General features: G+C 64.6%; 21 protein-coding genes and 1 other RNA gene. 13 read left to right on the top strand and 9 right to left on the bottom strand.

Annotated features, from left to right (window positions below; all coding sequences use genetic code 11):
* Positions 1 to 18: 18 nt before the first annotated feature.
* Complete coding sequence (locus RFN28_RS00700) at positions 19 to 882, top strand: prephenate dehydratase (protein ID WP_320285436.1); 864 nt, start codon at positions 19 to 21, stop codon at positions 880 to 882.
* 266 nt (positions 883 to 1,148) lie between these two features.
* On the opposite strand, the gene RFN28_RS00695 is transcribed toward RFN28_RS00700, so the two are convergent.
* The 3 genes from RFN28_RS00695 to RFN28_RS00685 are packed head-to-tail and all read right to left on the bottom strand — an operon-like array spanning position 1,149 to position 2,863.
* Positions 1,149 to 1,451, bottom strand: coding sequence for a Dabb family protein (locus tag RFN28_RS00695; RefSeq protein ID WP_320285435.1), 303 nt, complete (start codon positions 1,449 to 1,451; stop codon positions 1,149 to 1,151).
* Positions 1,452 to 1,467: 16 nt separating this feature from the next.
* Positions 1,468 to 2,409, bottom strand: coding sequence for an NAD(+) diphosphatase (gene nudC, locus RFN28_RS00690; RefSeq protein WP_320285434.1), 942 nt, complete (start codon positions 2,407 to 2,409; stop codon positions 1,468 to 1,470).
* A gap of 34 nt (positions 2,410 to 2,443) precedes the next feature.
* The gene (locus RFN28_RS00685) at positions 2,444 to 2,863 is read right to left on the bottom strand and encodes an HIT domain-containing protein (RefSeq protein ID WP_320285433.1); all 420 of its coding nucleotides are present in this window, start codon (positions 2,861 to 2,863) and stop codon (positions 2,444 to 2,446) included.
* 180 nt (positions 2,864 to 3,043) lie between these two features.
* Between RFN28_RS00685 and ffs the strand changes: the two genes are divergently transcribed.
* From ffs to RFN28_RS00630, 11 genes are all read left to right on the top strand, one after another.
* Positions 3,044 to 3,140: signal recognition particle sRNA small type (gene ffs, locus RFN28_RS00680), an RNA gene on the top strand.
* 107 nt (positions 3,141 to 3,247) lie between these two features.
* Positions 3,248 to 5,041, top strand: a complete 1,794-nt coding sequence (locus RFN28_RS00675) for a DNA polymerase III subunit gamma/tau (RefSeq protein WP_320285432.1) — start codon at positions 3,248 to 3,250, stop codon at positions 5,039 to 5,041.
* A gap of 73 nt (positions 5,042 to 5,114) precedes the next feature.
* Positions 5,115 to 5,438 carry a YbaB/EbfC family nucleoid-associated protein gene (locus RFN28_RS00670; protein ID WP_320285431.1) on the top strand — a complete coding sequence of 108 codons (324 nt, stop codon included), beginning with the start codon at positions 5,115 to 5,117 and terminating at the stop codon, positions 5,436 to 5,438.
* Between the two features lie 217 nt (positions 5,439 to 5,655).
* Positions 5,656 to 6,630, top strand: coding sequence for a cell wall hydrolase (locus RFN28_RS00665; protein ID WP_320285430.1), 975 nt, complete (start codon positions 5,656 to 5,658; stop codon positions 6,628 to 6,630).
* A 207-nt stretch (positions 6,631 to 6,837) separates the two neighbouring features.
* Positions 6,838 to 7,443, top strand: a complete 606-nt coding sequence (gene recR / locus RFN28_RS00660; protein WP_320285429.1) for a recombination mediator RecR — start codon at positions 6,838 to 6,840, stop codon at positions 7,441 to 7,443.
* A gap of 190 nt (positions 7,444 to 7,633) precedes the next feature.
* Positions 7,634 to 8,911, top strand: a complete 1,278-nt coding sequence (locus RFN28_RS00655; protein ID WP_320285428.1) for a lytic murein transglycosylase — start codon at positions 7,634 to 7,636, stop codon at positions 8,909 to 8,911.
* A 263-nt stretch (positions 8,912 to 9,174) separates the two neighbouring features.
* The gene (locus RFN28_RS00650; RefSeq protein ID WP_430676898.1) at positions 9,175 to 10,809 is read left to right on the top strand and encodes an ABC transporter substrate-binding protein; all 1,635 of its coding nucleotides are present in this window, start codon (positions 9,175 to 9,177) and stop codon (positions 10,807 to 10,809) included.
* Positions 10,810 to 10,822: 13 nt separating this feature from the next.
* Entirely contained in the window at positions 10,823 to 11,890 is a 1,068-nt protein-coding gene (locus RFN28_RS00645; RefSeq protein WP_320285427.1) for an ABC transporter permease, read from the top strand.
* A 196-nt stretch (positions 11,891 to 12,086) separates the two neighbouring features.
* On the top strand, positions 12,087 to 13,013 hold the full coding sequence (gene nikC, locus RFN28_RS00640; protein WP_320285426.1) for a nickel transporter permease: 927 nt from the start codon (positions 12,087 to 12,089) through the stop codon (positions 13,011 to 13,013).
* A gap of 10 nt (positions 13,014 to 13,023) precedes the next feature.
* Positions 13,024 to 13,884 (top strand): ABC transporter ATP-binding protein, encoded by an 861-nt coding sequence (locus RFN28_RS00635; RefSeq protein WP_430676895.1) that lies wholly within the window; start codon positions 13,024 to 13,026, stop codon positions 13,882 to 13,884.
* Positions 13,881 to 14,627 (top strand): ABC transporter ATP-binding protein, encoded by a 747-nt coding sequence (locus RFN28_RS00630; RefSeq protein ID WP_320285425.1) that lies wholly within the window; start codon positions 13,881 to 13,883, stop codon positions 14,625 to 14,627. Before RFN28_RS00635 ends, RFN28_RS00630 begins: the two co-directional genes overlap by 4 nt.
* A 10-nt stretch (positions 14,628 to 14,637) precedes the next feature.
* Here the strand turns inward: RFN28_RS00630 and RFN28_RS00625 are convergent, their stop codons facing one another.
* From RFN28_RS00625 to RFN28_RS00615, 3 genes are read right to left on the bottom strand one after another with little or no spacing between them, the layout of a single operon-like run.
* A complete protein-coding gene (locus RFN28_RS00625; RefSeq protein WP_320285424.1) occupies positions 14,638 to 17,742 on the bottom strand; it encodes an efflux RND transporter permease subunit in 3,105 nt (1,034 codons plus the stop codon).
* Entirely contained in the window at positions 17,739 to 18,815 is a 1,077-nt protein-coding gene (locus RFN28_RS00620; RefSeq protein ID WP_320285423.1) for an efflux RND transporter periplasmic adaptor subunit, read from the bottom strand. Before RFN28_RS00620 ends, RFN28_RS00625 begins: the two co-directional genes overlap by 4 nt.
* On the bottom strand, positions 18,812 to 19,945 hold the full coding sequence (locus tag RFN28_RS00615; protein WP_430676892.1) for an efflux RND transporter periplasmic adaptor subunit: 1,134 nt from the start codon (positions 19,943 to 19,945) through the stop codon (positions 18,812 to 18,814). Before RFN28_RS00615 ends, RFN28_RS00620 begins: the two co-directional genes overlap by 4 nt.
* A gap of 240 nt (positions 19,946 to 20,185) precedes the next feature.
* Between RFN28_RS00615 and RFN28_RS00610 the strand changes: the two genes are divergently transcribed.
* Positions 20,186 to 21,463 (top strand): 4-aminobutyrate--2-oxoglutarate transaminase, encoded by a 1,278-nt coding sequence (locus RFN28_RS00610; RefSeq protein WP_320285422.1) that lies wholly within the window; start codon positions 20,186 to 20,188, stop codon positions 21,461 to 21,463.
* A 46-nt stretch (positions 21,464 to 21,509) separates the two neighbouring features.
* Here the strand turns inward: RFN28_RS00610 and RFN28_RS00605 are convergent, their stop codons facing one another.
* The 3 genes from RFN28_RS00605 to RFN28_RS00595 are packed head-to-tail and all read right to left on the bottom strand — an operon-like array spanning position 21,510 to position 23,361.
* A complete protein-coding gene (locus tag RFN28_RS00605) occupies positions 21,510 to 21,836 on the bottom strand; it encodes a type II toxin-antitoxin system RelE/ParE family toxin (RefSeq protein ID WP_320285641.1) in 327 nt (108 codons plus the stop codon).
* 4 nt (positions 21,837 to 21,840) lie between these two features.
* Positions 21,841 to 22,071: a type II toxin-antitoxin system ParD family antitoxin gene (locus tag RFN28_RS00600; protein WP_320285421.1), complete on the bottom strand. Its 231-nt coding sequence runs from the start codon at positions 22,069 to 22,071 to the stop codon at positions 21,841 to 21,843.
* A 36-nt stretch (positions 22,072 to 22,107) separates the two neighbouring features.
* Positions 22,108 to 23,361, bottom strand: coding sequence for an NAD(P)/FAD-dependent oxidoreductase (locus RFN28_RS00595; protein ID WP_320285420.1), 1,254 nt, complete (start codon positions 23,359 to 23,361; stop codon positions 22,108 to 22,110).
* Positions 23,362 to 23,424 lie beyond the last annotated feature (63 nt).

Below are 23,424 nucleotides of genomic sequence, written 5' to 3'. Positions count from 1 at the left end.
CAAGAGAGACATTGGCGCATGCCAGAAAAGACCAACAGAATCTCCTTCCAGGGCGAGCCCGGCGCCAACTCCGACACTGCCTGCCGCAACATGTTCCCCTCGATGGAGCCGTTGCCTTGCCCGACCTTCGAGGACGCCTTCAACGCGGTCGAGACCGGCAAAGCCGAGCTCGCCATGATCCCGATCGAGAACACGATCGCCGGCCGCGTCGCCGACATCCATCACCTGCTGCCGGAATCGCGGCTGCACATCGTCGGCGAGTATTTTTTGCCGATCCACTTCCAATTGATGGTGCTGCCCGGCGTCAGGCGCGAAGAGATCAAGACCGTGCACAGCCACATCCACGCGCTCGGCCAGTGCCGCAAATATATCCGCAAGAATGGCTGGAAGCCGGTGGTCGCCGGCGATACGGCGGGTTCGGCGAAGATGGTCTCCGAGGTCAAGGACCGGACCATGGCAGCGCTTGCGCCGGCGCTTGCCGCGGAGCTCTACGGCCTCGACATCATCGAGAAGAACGTCGAGGACACCGACAGCAACGTCACCCGCTTCGTCGTGCTGACCAAGGACAAGCGGTGGGCCGAGCGCCCGTCGCCGGACGCCAAGATGATGACGACTTTCATCTTCCGCGTCCGCAACGTGCCGGCCGCGCTCTACAAGGCCATGGGCGGCTTCGCCACCAACGGCATCAACATGACCAAGCTCGAGAGCTACCAGCTCGGCGCTTTCACCGCGACGCTGTTCTACGCCGACATCGAGGGCCACCCCGACGATCCGCTGGTCAAGCTCGCGCTCGACGAGTTGCGCTTCTTCTCGCGCGAGATGCGCATCCTCGGTGTCTATCCGGCGAGCGCGTCGCGCGAGCAGTGGAAGGTGGCGGACTAGGTGGTTCCTAGGACCTTCGAGATTGACGAAGGCCTTGATACTTCGTCATCCACGGGCGAAGCAAGGAGCGAAGCGACGCGCGCAGACCCAAGGATCCATGCCGTGATTTCGACGCGTTACGACGGTCCAGAATTCTGCTCCGCTGCGCCCCTCGACTGAGGTAACGGCATGGATCCCAGGGTCTGCGCTCCGCTTCGCGTCGCTCCGTCCTGGGATGATCCTCATGGGGTCCGTGTTAATCCCAGACGTTGGCGCTCGACCCAATCTCAGCCAAAGCCGAGCGGGACATAGTCGATTTCGAGAAATTTCTCGACCTCCGGAACCCAGCGGTCGCGCACGAAGGCGACGTGGTCGGGATGCTCGTTATACCTGGTGTATGCAGCCTGGTCGGCGAACTCCATCGAGAAGCCGAACTGGTAGTCGTTCTTGGGGCTGACCTGCCGCAACTGCTCGAAATGCGTCACACCCTTGATCGCGGTCAGGATCTTCTTGGCGTCGTGGAGGAAGCGCTTCGCTTCCAGCGAATGCGGCGCATGCTTCAGCGTGAACACGACGGTGTGACGGATCATTTTTCGGCTCCTGCTCCTATTCGCTGTCGACCCAGGCGCGAATGAGGTGGTGGGCGATCGCCCCTTTCGGGGGCGTGATCAGATTGCCGGGATGCATTCTCTCCAGCATCGAGCGCACCTCGTCGCGGAAAAACCAGCGGCAGTCCTCCAACTCGTTGAGGTCGGCCTGGATATCCTCGTTGAGCGGCTCGCCGAAGCAGCCGATCATCAGCGAATAGGGAAACGGCCAGGGCTGGCTGGCGTGGTAGACGACACGGCCGAGCCGGATCCCTGCCTCCTCCAGCGTCTCGCGGCGCACGGCGGCCTCGATCGTCTCGCCGGGCTCGATGAAACCGGCAAGCGCCGAATACATGCCCGGCGCAAAATGCCGGCCGCGCCCGAGCAGGCATTTCTCGCGCGTCGCCGTCAGCATGATCGCCACCGGGTCGGTGCGCGGGAAATGCTCGGTGCCGCAGGCCGGGCAATGGCGTCTGTAACCGCCGGCCCGCATTTCCGAAGGGCTGCCGCATTTGCTGCAGAAGGCGTGGCTGGCATGCCAGGCAAGCAGCGCCGCGCCTTGCGCTAGCGCGCCGGCCGCCGCCTCGTCGATCAGCCCCTGCATGTAGACGGAGCGGTAGTCGATCGCCTTGACCATTTCGGGCAGGTTTTCCGGCTCGATGCCGGCCGGCACCGCAAGCACCGGTCCGCCCTCCGAAAAGCCGAGCAGCACGCCGCGGTCCAGCGAAACGTCGAAGGGCTGGCTTTCGGCAACCTTGAACCAGGGGTCGAACCCGCCGTCCTCCAACTTCAGATAGAGCCTGCCGCCATGCATCAGCATCAGCCGCGCCGATTGTTCGGCGAGTGCCTTTTCGACGGCGTCATCGGCGCGGTTTTCCGATTGCCGGTCGATCCGGTTGCCGGCGAAACCGACGAACTGGCTCGGCTCGCGCAATGGCGCGTCAAAGAGGCGGAAGCTCATGGGGACTCAAGGTGCAGGGTGGACACTGGTCGGCTTATAGCGCTGCCTTGATCGTTTCGGCAAACCGGTGGAGCTCGGGGCGTTGATAGGGCTCGCGCATGCCGTGTCCCCAGACCGGCCCCGGCCAGCCGGGATCGCCTTCGCTGCGGGCAATGACATGGACGTGCAGCTGGCGCACGATGTTGCCGAGCGCGCCGGTGTTGATTTTGGTGCAGCCGGTCACCTTCTTCAGCGCCTGCGCCACCATATTGGTCTCGAAGGTCAGCATCGCCTGGTCGAGCGGCGTCATGTCGTGCAATTCCTCGATCCCGGGGCGCTGCGGCACCAGGACCAGCCACGGCCAGCGGCGGTCGTTCATCAGCCTGAGCTCGCACAGGCCGAGCCACATGAGCTGCTCACTGTCCGCCTCCAATCGGGCGTCCAGCGCAAATCCGGCCTTGAGGCCAGGCAGCATGGGCGTTTCCTTCGCTTTTGTCATATTTTCCAAACCGGGGAACGCTAGAGCGGCGGCAAGGTGGCTGCAAGCGAATCATTGGCCGCTATTGAGGATTTGAAGGCATTGTCGTCAGCATGACCGGCCGGCCCTTCACCTCTGCCCTTGCATTTCGCCGCTGAATTGCCGATATGGAGCGCGGGAGGTTGGTGGTGGACGATCCACTCGCCAACCGGGTCAGGTCCGGAAGGAAGCAGCCCTAACGAGCCCGGAACGGGTCATTGTTCCAGCCTCCCGCCTCTTCGCCTTTTCTCCCGCGACATTGACGGCGCCGAGCCGTGCGGGTGAGACTATGCGCAGGAATCGACCGCCTTCCGTCGCGGTCCTTGGAGCTTTTGACGGCGAATGAGCGAAGCCGGAAATTTGGGGACGGAAAAGGCTGGCGCCTATCGCGTGCTGGCGCGCAAATATCGCCCCTCGAATTTCTCCGAACTGATCGGCCAGGAGCCGATGGTTCGCACGCTGACCAACGCCTTCGCCACCGGCCGCATCGCCCAGGCCTGGATGCTGACCGGCGTGCGCGGGGTCGGCAAGACGACGACGGCGCGCATATTGGCGCGGGCCCTCAACTACAAGACCGCGACCGTCGACCAGCCCTCGGTCGATCTTTCGATCCCCGGCGAGCATTGCCAGGCGATCATGGAAGGCCGCCATGTCGATGTCATCGAGATGGACGCCGCTTCGCATACCGGCATCGACGACATCAGGGACATCATCGACCGGGTGCGCTACGCGCCGGTCTCGGCCCGCTACAAGGTCTATATCATCGACGAAGTGCACATGCTCTCCACCCAGGCCTTCAACGGCCTGTTGAAGACGCTGGAGGAGCCGCCGCCGCACGTCAAGTTCATCTTCGCCACCACCGAGATCCGCAAGGTGCCGATCACGGTCCTGTCGCGCTGCCAGCGCTTCGATCTGCGGCGCATCGATGCCGGCGCGCTGGTCGCGCATCTCTCCGCGATCGCCGCCAAGGAAGGCATTTCCGTCGACGACGAGGCCCTGGCGATGATCGCGCGCGCCGCCGAGGGCTCGGCGCGCGATTCGCTCTCCATCCTCGACCAGGCGATCGCCCATGGCAGCGGCGCAGTCAGCGCCGAGGCGGTGCGCGCCATGCTGGGGCTCGCCGATCGCGCCCGCATCATCGACCTCTTCGAGCATGTCATGAAGGGCGACGTGGCGGCGGCCCTGGCCGAGTTCCGGGCGCAATACGACACCGGCGCCGATCCGGCGGCTGTGCTCACCGATTTGGCCGAATTCAACCACCTCGTCACCCGGCTGCGTTTCGTGCCGGGCGCGGCCGAGGATGCTTCGCTCTCCGAGGACGAGCGCCGGCGCGGCGCCGAGTTCGCGAGCGCCCTGTCGGTGCGCGTGCTGTCGCGGACATGGCAGATGCTGCTCAAAGGTATCCCCGAGGTGCAGTCCTCCAACCGCCCGGTCAGCGCTGGCGAGATGGTGCTGATCAGGCTGGCGCACGCCGCCGATCTGCCGACGCTGGACGAGGCGCTGAAATCGCTGGAAGGCGCGGCCCCGGTGCCGAATGGCGCCCCGCGCGCCAACGGAGCGCCGGCCGGCAATGGCGGCGCCGGCGCGGTGGCGCAGGCGCGCATGCCGGCCTCCAACGGCGGCGCGCAGACGATGCGGCTGGTCGAGGCGCAGCCCGTGCCCGCCGCCTTCGTTCCGGCGCCGGAGCCGGCCGTCGAGCCGCCCGCCGTTCCGGTGAAATCGCTGGCCGATATCGCAGCGCTTGCCGACGCCAATCGCGACATCGCCTTCAAGGTGCTCCTGAAGCGCTGCGTGCGGCTGGTGCGCATCGAGCCCGGCCGCATCGACGTCAGCTTGACCGACGATGCGCCGAAGATGCTGCTGAACGACCTGACGTCCAAGCTGCGCGCCTGGACCGGCCGCAACTGGCTGGTCTCGCTGTCGAAGGAAGCGGGCGGCCAGACGCTGGCCGAGATGGAGACGACGAAGCGCGAGAACGCCTTCTCGGACGCCAGGAGCGACCCGACGGTCGCTGCCATCCTCGCTCGCTTTCCTGGCGCCAAGATCATCGACGTGCGCATTCCGGATGTGCCGGAAGTGGAAGGCGTCGAGGCCGACCTGCCGGTTGAGCCGGCCGCGGACGATGATGAAATCTAGAGCATGATCCCGAAGGGAACCGGTTTTCGGACAAGATCATGCTCCAACAAAAGAAACTAAGAGGATATTTGCGATGAAGGATCTTCTCGGCCTGATGGGTAAGGCGAAGGAAATGCAGGCCAAGTTCCAGGCCATGCAGGATGAGATCGCCACGCTGGAGGCCACCGGCCAGGCAGGCGGCGGCCTGGTCAGCGTGACGCTGACCGGCAAGTTCGAAATGAAGGCGCTGAAGATCGATCCGTCGCTCATCAAGGACGACGAGGTCGAGATCCTCGAGGACCTGCTTTTGGCCGCGCACAATGACGCCAAAAATAAGGTCGAGCAGGTCATGCAGGAAAAGACCAAGGCCTTGACGGCGGGTCTGCCGATTCCGCCCGGAATGAAATTGCCGTTCTGAGGCGAGCGCCGCCAGTTAATTGATTATGAACGAAAATCGAGCCCGGGTCGCTATATTAACCATTTTGCCGGCTTTGCTCACGGGCTCATTTCGGGACATTCATAAAGTTTTACCCAAGTCTAGAGTTTGCTAACCATCTGGCCATCTTTTTGCCTGAAAGAGTCTCATTCTTGCCACATCTCGGGGCGGGCTGGCATCTGGAAATGAGGCTTTTTTGTTGATCGCGACGCGATGGAAGACGCCGCTGCTGCTTATCGGCATCGCCGCTTCCCCCTTGTTCCTGGCCGGCTGCAGCCAGACCGCTTCACATGGCATGTCGAGCCTGACCGACGCCGTCACGCCGAGCTTCTTGAGTTCGCGTTCCTACAAATACACGATGAAGGACAAGGAATGCCTGCAAAGGGCGATGTTCTTCGAGTCCAACCGGTCGAGCCGCGACGGCATGATCGCCGTCGGCACGGTCGTGATGAACCGGCTGCGCTCCGGCCAGCATGGCAGCACCATCTGCGAGATCGTCGGCGAGAAGGGCCAGTTTGCTCCCGGCGTGCTGACGCGGCCGATGAATTCGAAGGCGCTGCCCGATGTCGAGCTGGCCGCCGAGGCGGTGCTCAAGGGCGAGCGCAAGGCCAAGCTCAAGAACACGATGTATTTCCACACCGCCGGGCTGCGCTTCCCTTACAAGAACATGCATTACACGATGGTTGCCGGCGGCAACGCCTTCTATGAAAAGCGCGGCCGCAACTGGCAGCCGCTGCCGGACGAACCCATGGTCGCCATGGCCTCTGACAAGTCGCAGAAGACCGATCCTGCCGCTCCGGTGCTCGTCGCTTCCGCCGAGCCGGTGGTCAAGACCATCGTCCATGCCGATCCGGCCAAGCAGGCCGGCGTGACCGCAGCTGCCGCACCGACGCTTCCGGCCAAGACGATGATCGTCCCCGCCCAGCAGGTCTACATGACGGCCTCCATCGCGCCGGCGCAGAAGTCCGGCCGCGTCACGGCGAAGCCGACGGTGGTCGCGATGCAGGAGCCGATGGAGGAACCGGATGCCTCCCGCTTCGGCGGTACCCTGAAGGGCCGGTATGTCACCTCGGTCCCGAGCGCGCCGCAGGAAGCGACGATGGGGTTCCAGTCGACGCCTGAGAACACCGATGCTATCGGCGCGCTGATCGTCAGCCAGGACCGGCCGCTCTAAACCAGCCTCAGTCGACCATCGACCATGATCGGCCTTGGCAGCATGGCGGATCATGCTCGGATGCAGCGTGTTCCAAAGCGCTCTGAAAAATCCTGGATCAGCTCATCGTTTCACGGAAACGGCGAACCGATCCATCTTTTCGTTTTGACGCAATCCCGGACGGAAAACCGCTTCGCACTTTTCCTGGAATTGCTCTAGATCAGAGCGATGTCGAAGCGAATCGCCGGTCCAGAGATCGAACGCCTGATCCAGCTCCTGGCCAAGGTGCCGGGACTCGGGCCGCGTTCGGCAAGGCGCGCGGCCCTCCATCTGATCAAGAAGAAGGAGCAGCTGCTTCAGCCGCTCGCCGCCGCCATGGGCGAGGCGGTCGACAAGGTGCGGATCTGCTCGACCTGCGGCAATGTCGATACCTCCGATCCCTGCATGATCTGCACCGATCCGCGCCGCGATGCCGCCACCCTCATCGTCGTCGAGGACGTTTCCGACCTCTGGGCGCTGGAGCGCGCCGCCGCCATGAATGTGCGCTATCACGTGCTCGGCGGCACGCTGTCGCCGCTCGACGGCATCGGCCCCGACCAGCTCAACATCCGCTCGCTGGTCGACCGAGTCGCCGGCGGCGAGGTGAAGGAGGTTATCCTCGCCGTCAACGCCACCGTCGAGGGCCAGACGACGGCGCATTACCTCACCGACCAGCTCTCGGGCTTCGACGTCAAGGTGACAAGGCTGGCACACGGCGTCCCGGTCGGTGGCGAGCTCGACTATCTCGACGAAGGCACGCTTGCCGCCGCGCTGCGATCGAGGACGGTTTTTTGAGGGATTGGGGGAGGGGGCAATGAGAGGCGGCTTTTCTCGAGCGATTGCAATCCGTCCAACCCCCCTCTGGCCTGCCGGCCATCTCCCCCGCAAGGGGGGAGATTGGCAGTTTCGTCGCACGAGCTCTTCCTGCGGCGTCGGTGATTGGCGAAGCCCAAGGCGACATCCGATCTCCCCCCTTGCGGGGGAGATGGCCGGCAGGCCAGAGGGGGGTTGGAAGGAACGCAAGCTTCTCAGATTGGCTGTACTTTCCTTCCTTGCAGCGCTTGTCGGGCTGTTTCTCGCACATCCCTCCCGCGCGGCCCCCATCGACGACCAATTCCAGGCCTGGCTGCAGAACGACCTCTGGCCCGAGGCCAAGGCCAAGGGCATCTCCAAGAAAACCTTCGACGCCGCCTTCATCGGCGTGAAGCCGAATCTCAAGCTGCCGGACCTCGTCATGCCCGGCGAGAAGCCAACGACGCCGCAGATACAGCATCAGGCTGAGTTCGGCCCGCCCGGCGCCTATTTCGCCGAGAAGATCGTTCGCGCCGTCACCACCGGAGGGAGGACGCGCGAGAGCGCCAATGCCCGCGTGCTCGGGCTGATCGAGAAGCGCTACGGCGTGCCGGGCGAGGTGGTTCTGGCCATCTGGGGACGCGAGACCGGCTTCGGCGCGGCCAAGATGCCTTACGATGCCTTCGAGGTGCTGGGCACGAAGGCATTCATGTCGACCAAGAAGGATTTCTTCCGCACCGAGGTGCTGGCGGCGCTCGAGATCGTCGAGCGCGGGCTGGCACCGGTCAACGCCATGAAATCCTCCTGGGCCGGCGCGCTCGGCCAGCCGCAATTCATGCCGACTTCCTTCCTTAAGCACGCCGTCGATTTCGACGGCGACGGCCACCCCGACATCTGGAACTCGACGCCGGACGTGCTCGCCTCGATCGCCAACTATCTCGTCCATTACGGCTGGGTGAGGGGCCGCGGCTGGGGCTTTGAAGTGACGGTGCCGGCAACCGTCTCCTGCTCGCTGGAGGGGCCCGACCAGGGCAAGAAGATCTCCGACTGGGCGGCGATGGGCATCGCGCGCGTCGGCGGCAAGCCGTTCCCGGCCGGCGAGCTTAAGGCCGAGGGCTTCCTGCTGATGCCGGCCGGGCGCAGCGGCCCCGCCTTCATCGTCACGCCGAACTTCTATGTCCTGAAGGAATACAACACCAGCGACCTCTACGCCCTCTTCATCGGCCATGCCGCCGATCGCATCGCCAAGGGCGACGCAACCTTTGCCGGCGCCTGGGGCCCGGTCGGCGATCTCCACCGGTCCGATATCGCGGCACTCCAGCAGGCGCTGGAAGCCAAGGGCTACGACGTCGGAAGCGCCGACGGCCTGCCCGGTTTCAAGACGCGCCGCTCGATCGGCGCATGGCAGGCGAAGATCGGCAAGCCCGCCACCTGCTTTCCAGATGCAGGGCTGGTTGCTCAGCCGAAATGACGGCGACGTCCGGATAACGGACCGGGCAGAATTTTCCCGATTGGCGGCTTCAATTAGCCGTCGCACGGATCGACAGATCTCGGCCCGTTCTGGCCCAATAAGCTGTCTTGCAAAATGCGCGTTGCCGGCCGCGGCGTCGCCGAATAGGGTGTTGACCAACTGGACAAAAACCACGACGGTAAGCGGTCCGAGCCGCTTCCGGCTTCGAGAAGAATGCAGCCCTGAGCCGGGAACTCAGGTCAACAAAACAGGGAACGATCATCATGATGCTGGAAAGGTTTGCTCTTCGCTCTCGTGGCTTGCTCGCGGGTGTGGCGATGTCCGCGCTGCTCGCTGCGCCCGCTTTTGCCGTCTCGCCTCCCGACACGTTGGTCGAAGGCTTCGCGATCGACGACATCATCACCATGGATCCGGGCGAAGCGTTCGAATTATCGACCGCCGAAGTCACCGGCAACACCTATGATCTCCTGGTCCGCCTCGATCTCAGCGACACCTCCAAGGTGAAGGGCGATCTTGCCGAGAGCTGGACCGTTTCCGACGACGGCCTGACCTACACCTTCAAGCTCAAGCCCGGCATGAAGTTCGCCTCGGGCAATCCGATCACCGCGGCCGACGTTGCCTACTCCTTCGAGCGCGCCGTCAAGCTCGACAAGAGCCCGGCCTTCATCATCGAGCAGCTGGGCATCAGCGGCGACAACGTCGCCGAAAAGGCCAAGGCGGTCGACGACACCACCTTCCAGTTCGTCGTCGACAAGGCCTATGCGCCGAGCTTCGTGCTAAACTGCCTGTCGGCAACCGTCGCTTCCGTCGTCGACAGCAAACTGGTCAAGGAACATGTCGCGGCCGTCAAGCCAAGCGCCGACTACAAATGGGACAACGACTTCGGCAATGCGTGGCTGAAGACTGGCTATGCAGGCTCGGGCCCCTACAAGCTGCGCGAATGGCGGGCCAACCAGGCCGTCGTCCTGGAGCGCAACGACAACTACAACGGCGAGAAGGCCAAGCTCGCCCGCGTCATCTACCGCAACATGAAGGAAAGCTCGGCGCAGCGCCTGGCGCTGGAAGCCGGCGACATCGACGTCGCCCGCAATCTCGAGCCGAACGACCTCGATGCCATTGCCAAGAACGCGGATCTCACTACGGCCAGCGCACCGAAGGGCACCGTCTACTACATCAGCCTCAATCAGAAGAACCCGAACCTCGCCAAGCCGGAGGTGCGGCAGGCCTTCAAATACCTGGTCGACTATGACGCGATGGCCTCGACCATCCTCAAGGGCATCGGCGAGATTCATCAGTCCTTCCTGCCCAAGGGCGACCTCGGCGCCGTCGACGAGAATCCCTTCAAGTTCGACGTCGCCAAGGCGAAGGAGCTGCTGGCCAAGGCCGGCCTGCCTGACGGCTTCAAGGTGACCATGGACGTGCGCACCGGCCAGCCGACCACCGGCATGGCGGAATCGATCCAGCAGACGCTGGGCCAGGCCGGCATCAAGCTGGAGATCATCCCTGGCGACGGCAAGCAGACGCTGACCAAATACCGCGCCCGCAACCATGACATCTATATCGGCAACTGGGGCCAGGACTATTTCGATCCGAATTCCAACGCTCAGACCTTCGCCTCGAACCCGGACAATTCCGACGCAGCCAAGATCAAGACGCTGGCCTGGCGCAATGCCTGGGACATTCCGGACCTGACCAAGGAGACCGAGGCGGCGCTGCTGGAGAAAGATTCGGCCAAGCGCGCAGACATGTACAAGGATCTGCAGCAGAAGATCCTCGACACCAGCCCCTTCGTCATCATCCACCAGCAGTTGGAAGTGGCCGGCCTGCGCAAGAACCTCAAGGATTTCAAGCTCGGCCCGAGCTTCGACACCAATTTCGTCTGGACGGTTTCCAAATAGGCTCGTCGGACGCGTGAGCGTAGCTGAAAACCAGGCGGCGGCGGGGCGCGGCAGCGCCCGTGCCGTCGCGATTGCCTCATCGATCGGCCGTTTCCTGGTCATCGCGGTGACGACCTATCTCGGTCTTCTCGCGGTGACCTTCTTCATCGGCCGCGTTATCCCGATCGATCCAGTGCTGGCCGTGCTTGGCGACCGGGCCCCGACAGCCGTCGTGGAGCGCACGCGCCGCGAGATGGGCCTCGATCTGCCGCTGATCCAGCAGTTCTACATCTATGTGAAAAGCGCGCTGAGCGGCGATTTCGGCACCTCGGTACTGACCACCAATCCGGTGATGTCCGACATCCGCCGCGTCTTCCCGGCGACGATCGAGCTCGCCACACTGGGCACCATCATCGGCGCCGTCATAGGCGTGCCGCTCGGGGTGCTGGCCGCGGTGCGGCGCGGCAGCCTCATCGACCAGATCGTGCGCATAATCGGCCTGATCGGCTATTCCGTGCCGATCTTCTGGCTGGGACTGCTCGGCCTCGTCCTGTTCTACGCCAAGCTGCAATGGGTCGCCTTTCCGGCGCGGCTCGACGTCGTCTACGAATACACCTTCACGCCGATCACCGGCTTCTACCTCCTCGACGCGGCGATGCAGGGGCAGTGGGATGTCTTCTATGACGCCTACCGCCACATCATCCTGCCGGCCTCGCTGCTCGGCTATTTCGCGCTCGCCTATATCAGCCGAATGACGCGATCCTTCATGCTGAACGAAATGGCGCAGGAATATATCGTCGCCGCGCGCGCCAAGGGCCTGTCGGAAAGGCGCATCATCTGGGGCCATGCGCTGCGCAACGCCGCGGTGCCTATGGTCACGGTGATCGCGCTGTCCTACGCCAGCCTGCTCGAAGGTTCCGTTCTGACCGAAACCGTCTTCTCCTGGCCGGGCATCGGCCTTTACATCACCGATTCGCTGCAGAACGCCGACATGAATGCGGTGCTCGGCGGCACCATCATCATCGGCTCGGTGTTCATCGGCATCAACCTTCTGTCCGACCTGCTTTACCGGCTTCTCGATCCAAGGACCAAGGCCCGATGATCAGAGGTATCGCATTTTCGGGCTTGGCTGCGGCCGATCACCCCCACTCCGGCCCTTCGGGCCACCTCTCCCCCTGCCCGGGGGAGAGGAGAAGCCGGTCGCACGCTTGGCGCCTTTCCTCTCCCCCGTCGAACGGGGGAGAGGTGGTCTGCGAAGCAGACCGGAGTGGGGGTCGACAGCTTCAAGAGGCATCGTCATGACCGCCTCCGACGCCGGCCCCCTCTCCCGTCGCGAATGGTTGCTGTCGGAGCGGCCGGCCTCGCGCATGCAGGCAAGGCTCGGCCGCGCCTATGTCGCGTGGCGGCGCTTCACAGCCAACCGTCTGGCCTTCATTGGTTTGCTCATCATCCTCGCGTTGGTGGTGATCGCCGCCCTTGCCGGCGTGCTGGCGCCCTATTCGCCGACCGTGGGTGACCTGAAGAATGCCCGCCTGCTGGCGCCGAGCGCCGCGCACTGGTTCGGCACCGACGACCTCGGCCGCGACATCTATTCGCGCATCGTCTACGGCTCGCGCTGGACGCTATATGTGGTGATCCTCGTCGCCGTCATTGCGGCGCCGATCGGTCTGCTGGTCGGCACCGTGGCCGGCTATGCCGGCGGCTGGACCGACGCCATCCTGATGCGCATCACCGACATCTTCCTCGCCTTTCCGAAGCTGGTGCTGGCGCTCGCCTTCGTTGCCGCGCTTGGACCGGGCATCGAGAACGCCGTGCTAGCGATTGCCATAACGTCATGGCCGCCTTATGCGCGCATCGCCCGCGCCGAGACGCTGACGGTGCGCAATTCCGACTACATCAAGGCGGTGCAGCTGATGGGAGCCTCGCCCTTTCGCATCGTGCTGCGCCACATCATGCCGCTCTGCATTTCCTCGCTGATCATCCGGGTGACGCTGGATATGGCCGGCATCATCCTCACCGCCGCCGGCCTCGGCTTCCTCGGCCTCGGCGCGCAGCCGCCGCTGCCCGAGTGGGGCGCGATGATCGCGTCAGGCCGCCGCTTCATCCTTGACCAGTGGTGGGTGGCCGCAGCGCCGGGTGCTGCCATCCTGATCGTCAGCCTCGGCTTCAACCTGCTCGGCGACGGCCTGCGCGACGCGCTCGATCCCCGGAGCGGCGACCAATGAGCGGTGACCAATGACCGGCAATCGGGATATGCAGCGACAAGGCGAGCTGCTCGAAGTCGACGACCTGCGCGTCACCTTTCCGACCCGCACCGGCGTCGTGCAAGCCGTGCGCGGCGTCTCCTTCTCGCTGGGCCGCGAGCGGCTGGGCATCGTCGGCGAGAGCGGTTCGGGCAAGTCGCAGACCGGCCGCGCCATCATGGGCCTGACCCCGCCGCAGGCCCAGGTGTCGGCGAAAAAGCTCAACTTCGACGGCATCGACTTGCTGTCGATATCGCCTGGCCAGCGCCGCGCGCTGCGCGGCAACCGTATCGCCATGATCCTGCAGGATCCGAAATATTCGCTCGATCCGGTGATGACCATCGGCCGCCAGATCGTCGAGACGCTGCGCACGCACGAGAAGGTGGGAAAGGCGGAAGCCCGTGAGCGGGCGATGGAGATGCTCCGGGCGGTGCAGATCCGCGACCCGGCCCGCGTCTTCGACCTTCACCCGCACGAGGTATCGGGCGGCATGGGCCAGCGCGCCATGATCGCCATGATGCTGATCGCCGGGCCGGAGCTGATGATCGCCGACGAGCCGACCTCGGCGCTCGACGTCACCGTGCAGCTCGATGTGCTGAACATCCTCGACCGGCTGGTGGCCGAGCGCGGCATGGGACTGATCTTCATCTCGCATGATCTCCGTCTGGTCTCCTCCTTCTGCGACCGCGTCGTCGTCATGTATGCCGGCAAGGTGGTCGAGCAGATCAAGGCGTCCGAACTGCGCGGCGCCCAGCATCCCTATACGCGTGGCCTGCTCAACTGCATGCCGAGGATCGGCTTCGAGCGCCATCCGCTGCCGGTGCTCGACCGCAAGCCGGAGTGGGCAGCATGACGGCGGCACTTACCGTCGAAGGGGTCGAGGTCATCTTCGATCGTTTTCGGGCGCTGAAGGGCGTCAGCCTCGAGGTCAGGGAAGGCGAATCCTACGGATTGGTCGGCGAAAGCGGCTCCGGCAAGTCAACGCTATTGAGGGCAATCACCGGCCTGGCACCCGTCGCCGGCGGCACTATCACCGTCAACGGCAAGAGCCTGGGCAAAACCCGCGACAAGGCCTTCTACCGCGAGGTGCAGATGGTCTTCCAGGATCCTTACGGTTCGCTCCATCCGCGCCAGACCGTCGACCGGCTGCTGCAGGAACCGCTCGCCATCCACGGCATCGCCGACGGCGAGAAGCGCATCGAGCGCGCGCTGGACGAGGTCGGCCTCGGCAAGGGCTTCCGCTTCCGCTACGCGCACCAGCTTTCCGGCGGCCAGCGCCAGCGCGTGGCGATTGCCCGCGCGCTGATCCTCGAACCTTCGATCCTGCTGCTCGACGAGCCGACCTCGGCGCTTGACGCGTCCGTGCAGGCGGAGGTGCTGAACCTGCTCGAAGAGGTACGGCGGCGGCGCAAGCTCACCTTCCTGATGGTCAGCCACGACCTCGCCATCATCACCCATATGTGCGAGCGGCTGATGGTCATGCAGAACGGCGAGGCGGTCGAGACGCTGACCGCGAGCCAGCTGATCGGCCATCGGGTGAGCGAGGACTATACGCGCAATCTGCTCAGGGCGAGCGAGGGGTTTGTGAGGGTGTAGGGCGACGGCCTCAGACCGTCGCGCCTTCCGATACCGCTTCGTTGTGCCCAGCCTGGTCCTCCCGCACTCGCTTCGGCGGCTCCTTGATCCGGAACCACGTCACATAAAGCGCCGGCAGGAAGAGCAGGGTGATCGCAGTGCCCGCGATGATGCCGCCCATCATCGCATAGGCCATCGGTCCCCAGAACACTTCGCGCGCGATTGGGATTAGCGCCAGGCTTGCCGCCGCCGCGGTGAGCGCGATCGGCCGCATGCGGTGCTCGGTCGCTTCGATGACGGCTGCCCAGCGCTCCTTGCCCTCGGCGACGAGATCCTCGATCTGCACGATCAGGATGACCGAGTTGCGTATCAGGATGCCGATCAGCGCCAGCACGCCGAGGATGGCGACGAAGCCGAGTGGCGCGCCGCTGGGCACCAGGGCCGCCACCACGCCGATCAGGCCGAGCGGCGCCACCGCCACGACCAGGAACAGGCGCTGGAAGCTCTGCAGCTGCACCATCAGGATGGTCGCCATGATGAACAGCATCAGCGGCACCACGGCCGCGATCGGTCCCTGGCTGTTGGCGCTTTCCTCGACCGAGCCGGCGGTTTCGACGGAATAGCCGGGCGGCAGCTTGGCAATGAAGGCGTCGACCGAGGGCTTCAGCTCGTTGACGACCGTCGCCGGCAGCACGTCGCCGACCATGCCGGCGCGCACTGTGATCGTCGGCGTGCGGTTGCGCCGCCACACCGTCGGCTGCTCCAGGTCGTAGCGGATGTTGGCGACCGCGGCGAGCGGGATCGCATCGCCATTGCCGGTCGGCAATTGCATGTTCTGCAGCGTCGATATCGAGGTGCGGTCCGCCTCGCGCGAGCGCGCCACGACATTGATCAGATAGGTGGCGTCGCGCACCTGGGTGATCGTCGCGCCGCCCACCGTGCTGTTCAGCGCGCTGGCGATGTCGGATGAGGTGATGCCGAGCTGACGCGCTTTGTCCTGCAGCACGTCGACCCTTAGCACGCGTTCCGGCTCGTTCCAGTCGAAGGTGGGTGCCGCGAGCTTGGGATTGGCGGAAATAATGCCGGCGAATTGCTGCGCCAGCTCACGCACGGTCTGGATATCCGGGCCGCCGACGCGGTACTGCACGGGGCGCCCGACCGGTGGCCCGAGCTCGAGCGGCTTGACGAAGGCATCGGTGCCGACGAGCTCCTCGCGCAACAGCTTCTCCAGCGCCGGCTTCACCCGGTTGCGCGCCTCGATGCTCTTGGTGACGATGACGGTCTGGCCGAAATAGGCATTGGCCGGCTGCACGTCATAGGCAAGCACGAAGCGCACCGCTCCCTGGCCGATATAGGAGGAGAAATGGTCGATGTCGGGATTGCCGACCAGCGCCCGCTGCTCGAAGCGCTCCATCTGGTCGCGCGTTTCGGCAATCGAGGAGTTCTGCGGCAGGTTCCAGTCGACGATCAGCTCCGGCCGATCGGAGGGCGGGAAGAACTGCTGCTGCACGAGGCCGAAGCCGGCGATCGAGACCGCGAACAGAAGCACAGTCGCAATGATGGTCAGCCAGTGTCGGCGCACCGAGACGACAAGGATGCGCCGGAACAGCGAGGTGAAGCGTCCAGGCTGGTCGTGGTGCTTTGCCTTCATCTTGGCCGGCAGGATGGTGACGCCGAGCAGCGGGGCGAACAGCACCGCCACGATCCATGACACGAGCAGCGACACGGCGATGACGACGAACAGCGTGAAGGTGTATTCGCCGGCGGCGCTGTTGTTGAGGCCGATCGGAATGAAGCCGGCGACCGTTACCAGCGTGCCGGTCAGCATCGGGAAGGCGGTCGAGGTGTAGACATATGTCGCCGCCTTGCGCAGGTTGTCGCCTACCTCCAGCCGCGCCACCATCATCTCCACCGCGATCATGGCGTCATCGACCAGCAGGCCGAGCGCGATGATCAGCGCGCCCAGCGAAATGCGCTGCAGCGAGATGCCGAGATAGGCCATGACGGTGAAGGTGATGGCTAAAACCAGCGGGATCGACAGCGCCACGACGAAACCGGCGCGCAGGCCAAGGCTGATGAAGGAGACCGCGAGCACGATCGCCACCGCCTCGAACAAAGCGCGCGTGAAGCCCGACACTGCCTCCTCGACGATCACCGGCTGGTCGGCGACCAGATGCACGCCGACGCCGACCGGCAGGTCGGCCAGCACCTTCTGCATCTCCTTGTGCAGCGCCTCGCCGAATTCGAGCAGGTTGGCATTGGGCTTCATGCCGATGGCGAGCCCGATCGCGTCCTGGCCGTTGACGCGGAACAAAGCCGTCGGCGGATCGACATAGCCGCGCGTGATCGTGGCCACGTCGCTCAGCCGGAAGAAGCGGTCATTGACGCGCAGGTTGATGGCGCGCAGGCTTTCCTCGGAGGTGAACTGGCCGCCGACCCGCACGCTGACGCGCTCCGGTCCGGACTGGACGACGCCCGAGGGGGTGATCGCGTTCTGCGCCTGGAGGCTCGCGACGATCTGCTGCTGGTTGAGGCCGAGCGCGGCGATCTGGCGGCTCGAGAATTCGAGGTAGATCGTCTCATCCTGGGCGCCGACGAGATCCACCTTGCCGGCATTCGGCACGGTCAGGACCTTGGTGCGCACGTCTTCGACATAATCGCGCAGCTGGCGCGGCGTCAGCCCGTCGGCGGTGAAGGCGTAGATGTTGCCGTAGACGTCGCCGAAGCGGTCGTTGAAGAACGGCCCCTGCACGCCTTGCGGGAACTGCGACCAGATGTCGTTGACCATATTGCGCACCTGCAGCCAGGTCGGCACGACATCGCGCGCCTTGGTGGTCGGCTTCAGGTTGACGAAGATGACGGTCTTGCCGGCGGTGGTGACGGATTTGGTGTAGTCGAGGCTGTCGAGCTCTTCGAGCTTCTTCTCGATGCGGTCGGTCACCTGGCGCACGGTCTCGTTGACCGAGGCGCCCGGCCAATTGGCCTGGATGACCATGGTCTTGATGGTGAAAGCCGGGTCCTCCTCGCGGCCGAGATGCAGATAGGAGAAGATGCCGGCCACCACGAAGACCAGCATGAAATACCAGACCAGCGAACGGTGGCTGAGTGCCCAGTCGGAGAGGTTGAAGCCCTTCATGAGGCCCCTCCATCGGGCACCCTGACCTTCTGGCCTTCGCTCAGGCTATGGACGCCGGCGGTGACGACGCGCATGCCGGCCTCAAGCCCGTCGGCCACTGTGAAGGTGCCGCCGCTCTTCGAAGCGATCTTGATCTCGCGGGTGCTGACGCTCGATGTTTGCGGATCGACGATCCACACTTTTTCGGAGCCGTTCTTTTCGAGCAGCGCCGACATCGGTAGTGTTATGGTCGGCGCCACCTTGGTCATGCGGGTCGCCGTGATCGTCGAGCCAAGCCGGAATGCCTGCGGCGGATCGGTCAGCGTCAGCCGCACGCGACGGGTGCGGGTCGAGCCCTCGGCCTGCGGTGCGATCTCGCGCAGCCTGGCTTCGGTGGTGATCGAGGGCAGCGACTGCAGGATGATCTGGAATGGCGTGCCGACGGCGAGATCGCCGGTAAGCTGGTCGGGAATGTCGACCACCGCTTCGCGCGGGTCGGTGCGCGCCACGGTGACGACGGTCTGTCCCGGCGAAACCGTCTGGCCGACCTCGGCGCCGACCGCGGTGACGACGCCGTCGAAGTCGGAGAACAGCCGCGCATAGCCGAGTTGCTCCTGCGACTTGGCCAAACCGGCATTGGCCCGCTCGACGCCAGCTGCCGCAGCCTGCCTCGCCTGCTGCGCGGCGTCGTAGACCGCCTGCGAGGTGTTGGCGGAAGCAAGCAGTGCGCGCTGCCGCTCCTCGCTTGCCGAGGCATTGGCGAACTGCGCCTGGGCATTCGACAAATCCGCTTTCGATGCCTGGACGGCGAGCTCCAGCGCCGTCGGATCGAGTGCGGCGATCGTCGTCCCTTTGCTCACGATGTCGCCCACCTTGACGTCGCGCGAGACGACACGGCCGAGCAGGCGGAAGGCAAGGTCGGCGCTGTATTGCGGCTCGACCATCCCGGCGAAGCCGAAGGTCTCGACGGATTTCGGCTCGACGACCATCGACAGCACCGGCCGGATGATCTCGGGCGGCTTCTCTTCCGAGCGGGAGCAGGCGGCAAGCGACGTGATGAGGATGAGGGCATAAACACCAGGCAGCCGGCTCATTGTCCTTCCCCCGCCATCTCGATCGTCTGTCCCGGACTGAGCAACTGCCCACCAGCGGTGACCACGCTCTGGCCGGCCTCGAGCCCTTTGTCGACGACCACCACGCCGGATTCGAAAGCAAGCACCTCGATCGGCGCCGCCGTTACTGCCTTGGTTGACGGGTCGACGATCCAGACGGCCGGCTTGCCGGCGGTGGACGTCAACGCCTGCCAAGGCAGCAGCACGGCCTTCACCGCCTTGGCGCCGACGGTGCCGATCACGGCCGCACCCAGCGGCATGCCGGCGGGCGTATCGGGTATGCCGACCTTCACCCGTATCGATCCCGACGCGGTGTCGACCGCCGGCGAGATCTCCCGCACCTTGCCTGTCGCCTTGACCTGCGGGTCGGAGAGCAGCGTGATCGTCACCGCCGGCGACGTGGGCGTCCTGGCAACCAGCGTCTCATGCACGTTGAAGACGGCATCGCGGTCGCCGTCCTCGGCGACGGTGAAGACGGTCTGCGCCGCCTGCACCACTTGTCCGGCCTCGACCTGGCGCGCGGTGATCACGCCGGCGGCACCCGCCTTGAGCTCGGTGTAGGACAGGTTTTCTTTGGCGTTGGCCAGAGCGCTTTGTGCGGCCTCGACGCTGCCTTGCGCTACTTTCAGCGTCTGGTTGGCGCTGTCGAAGTCGCGCCTGGTCGTAAAACCCTGCGAAAGCAGCGTCTTTTGCCGTTGGTAGGTGGCCGTGGCCTGGGTGAGCTGTGCCTGCGCGGCGTCGAGGTCGGCCTGCGCCGAGCGCAGGTCGGATTCCTGTTCCTGCGGATCGATGCGGGCCAACACTGCACCCTGGTCGACATGCTGGCCGATATCGACCAGCCGCTCGGCGACTCGGCCGCCGACGCGGAACGACAGATTGTTGAGCGTGCGCGCCGCAATCACGCCGGTCAGCGAGGTCCTTGGCGCATAGTCGGCAATGGCGACCGTCTGTGTTGTGACCATCACCGGCAGCTTCTTGTCCGCTGCCTGCTGTTTCTGGCAACCCGCGACCGAAAGGGCGGTGGCGCAGACGAACAGCAACAAAACGTTTGGACGACACGGAGGGCGGAGCGGCGAAAACGGCAAGGCGGACGATGTCGCGATCCTGCTCATGATTCCCCTCGGCCCGCGGGAGCCGCTCATGACGGCGGCACGTCGCGGATGAAATGAGGATAATCGATCGGCAGGAAAAGGAAACTGTTTCTGCCTGACGACCGACGGGCTGGTTACGATGAATTTCCGCCCCGAAGCAGGCCCAATCGACTGGGCCATGGTGCCAACTTGAGGAAAACGTGAAATAAGGCGAGAAGAGCTCCATCAAACGGAACGGGCTGCGGCCCGACGAGGGACCTTATGAAGAATTCAGCCATTTCCGAACGCAAGAACCAGTCGATCTCGCGCGGCGTCGGCATGACCACGCAGATCTACGCCGATCGCGCCGAGAATTCGGAAATCTGGGACGTCGAGGGCCGCCGCTACATCGACTTCTCGTCCGGCATCGCCGTTGTCAACACCGGCCACCGCCATCCGAAGGTGATCGAGGCGGTCAAGGCGCAGCTCGACCGCTTCACCCATACCTGCCATCAGGTCGTGCCTTATGAGAGCTATGTGCGGCTGGCCGAGCGGCTGAACGGCATGCTGCCCGGCAAGTTCGACAAAAAGACGATCTTCGTCACCACCGGCGCCGAAGCGGTCGAGAACGCGATAAAAATCGCGCGCAACGCCACCGGCCGCCAGGCGGTCATCGCCTTTTCCGGCGGCTTCCATGGCCGCACTTTCATGGGCATGGCGCTGACCGGCAAGGTCGTGCCCTACAAGGTCGGTTTCGGCGCCATGCCGGCCGATGTCTTCCACGCGCCGTTCCCGGTCGCGCTGCATGGCGTGTCGGTCGCGGATTCGCTCAGCGCGCTCGACAAGCTGTTCAAGGCCGATGTCGATCCGGGCCGCGTAGCGGCCATCATCGTCGAGCCGGTGCAGGGCGAGGGCGGCTTCTACGAGGCGCCGCGCGATTTCATGACCGCGCTGCGCAAGATCTGCGACCAGCACGGCATCCTGCTCGTCGCCGACGAGGTGCAGACCGGCTTTGCCCGCACCGGCAAGATGTTCGCCATGGAACATCATGATGTGGCGCCCGACATCACCACCATGGCCAAGAGTCTCGCCGGCGGCTTCCCGCTGGCGGCCGTCACCGGCCGCGCCGAGATCATGGACGCACCTGGCCCGGGCGGACTCGGCGGCACTTATGGCGGCAGCCCGATCGGTGTGGCCGCAGCCCATGCCGTGCTCGACGTCATCGAGGAGGAAAAGCTCTGCGACCGCGCCAATGCGCTCGGCGCCAGGCTGAAGCAGCGGCTGGTGTCGATGCGCGAGGACGTGCCCGAGATCGTCGACATCCGCGGCCCAGGCTTCATGAACGCTGTCGAGTTCAACGACGTGAAGAAGGGCTTGCCGTCGGCGGAATTCGCCAATGCGGTGAGGCTGAAGGCGCTCGATAAGGGCCTCATCCTGCTCACCTGCGGCGTCTACGGCAACGTCATCCGCTTCCTGTCGCCGCTCACCATCCAGGACGGCGTAATGACCGAGGCGCTGGACATACTGGAGAGCTCGATCCGCGAAGTGCGCGCCGCCTGAAGGGCGGCCCGCATTCTCCTGAGGGCTTACCCCGAACCGGGTGCCGTCAGGAGTTCGGATTCTGTAACCAGGCTGGAATATCCATCTTGGCGTGCAGAACCCGCCACACATCGATATGGTCAGCCTGTTCAAGATAGAAAATGAGGTATGGATAGCGCTTGAATTGCACGCAACGCAGACCGGGCAATCCAATTTCATAGCCATGCCTCAGAGACCCCGATGCCGGATGACTGGCTATCAGTTCGTAGGCATTTTGAAGATCCTCGACATAGCCCAACGCCATGTGCGAACCAACTTCACGCGCATAATAATCAATAGCGTCCTCGATATCCCGCAAAGCAAGGTTTCGAGGAATAATTGCCTTTGCGGCCACTAATTTATTGGCCCTGCGCTCGTTTTCGCAGCGCTGCGAAATAGTCGTCGTCAACTGGAGCGCCCGGCGCGGATGACGCGCCCTCGAGGAGCAAACGGCGCAGAAGTTGACGATTCTGATCGTGACGGATCAATTCACGCACATACTCGCTGCTTGTGCCATAGCCGCGATCCGCCACCTGCTGATCGACAAAATGCTTCAAGCTATCAGGCAGTGAGATATTCATGGTGCTCATTCGGGCACTTTATGGCGGTTGGCAAAAATTGGCAACCTACGCACCTGCCTTGGCTGGCTCCATGGTCCGAAACGCGGCAAGCGCTGCCTTCAGCGCGTCGGGCCCGGCCGCAACGGTCTGCGGCGTCGGCGAGAAACCGGCGCCGAGCATCTTGCGGCCGAGCATGTGGTCGGCGGGGCGGTTGATGGATTCGATGCCGAGCAGCCGGTTTCCGGCATAGTGGTAGATCGAGAACTTGTTCTCGGCCGGCTCGCCCAGCACGACATGGCTGTCGCCGCCTTGCGTCAGGCCGACCATCTGCAGCTTCATGTCGCCGATATCCGACCAGAACCACGGCACGGCCGAATAAGGCTCCGCGTGGCCAAGGATGGTGCGCGCGGCGAGCCGCGCCTGGTCGGTGGCGTTCTGCACCGATTCCAGCCGCACGTCGCCGCCGGTGAACCAGTGCCGGTAGGAGGCGGCATCGCCGACGGCGAGGATTTCGGGGATCGAGCTCTGCATATGCTGGTCGACGCGGATGCCGTTGCCGACGGCGATGCCGGCAGCCTCCGCCAGCTCGACATTGGGCACCACGCCGATGCCGATGACGACCATCTGCGCCGGCAGGCGTTCGCCGCCCGACGTGATCGCGGCCGAGACGCGGCCGCCTTCGCCGTCGAGCCTGGCAATGGTGATGCCGGTGAGCACGCGCACGCCTATCGCTTCCAGGCGTTGGCGCACATGCGCTGCGATCGCCGGCGCCACGGCGCGGCCGAGCAGCCTTTCGAGTGCCTCAACGACCGTGACTTTGCGGCCGGCCGCCCTCAGCGTCGCCGCGATCTCCAGGCCGATGAAGCCGCCGCCGAGGATGACGACGTCCTCGCTTTGCGCGCTGAGCTCGCGGATCAGCCGCGCGTCGGCCAGCGAGCGCAGCGACACCACGCCGGCGAGCTCCCCGCCATAGAGCTTGAGGAGGCGCGGCCGCGATCCGGTCGCAAGCACCAGCCGCTCGAAGGCAATTGCGCCGCCGCCGGAAACGTCGAGCCTGCGCGCGCCGATATCGATCCGGTCGATCCAAACGCCCGGCCGGAAATCGATGGCATTGCCTGAATAGAAGGCTTCGCCGCGCAAGGGCTGCGGCTTAGCTTCGGCATCCTTGATGAAAGTCTTGGACAGCGGCGGCTTGTGGTAGGGCAGCTCGTTCTCGTCGCCGACCAGGATGACGGGTCCGTCATAGCCTTCCTCGCGCAGGCTGGCCGCCGCCTGGACGCCGGCATGGCCCGCACCGACAATCACCACCCCGCTCTTCATCGCAGTCCCTTTTTGCCTTGAAATCTAGGATCTTCCGGCAGGTGGCGATTGTCTGCCGCCGCC

The organism is Mesorhizobium album, assembly GCF_033977205.1.
In the GTDB taxonomy this organism is placed as follows: domain Bacteria; phylum Pseudomonadota; class Alphaproteobacteria; order Rhizobiales; family Rhizobiaceae; genus Mesorhizobium; species Mesorhizobium album.
This window is presented reverse-complemented; position numbering and strand designations above follow the sequence as displayed.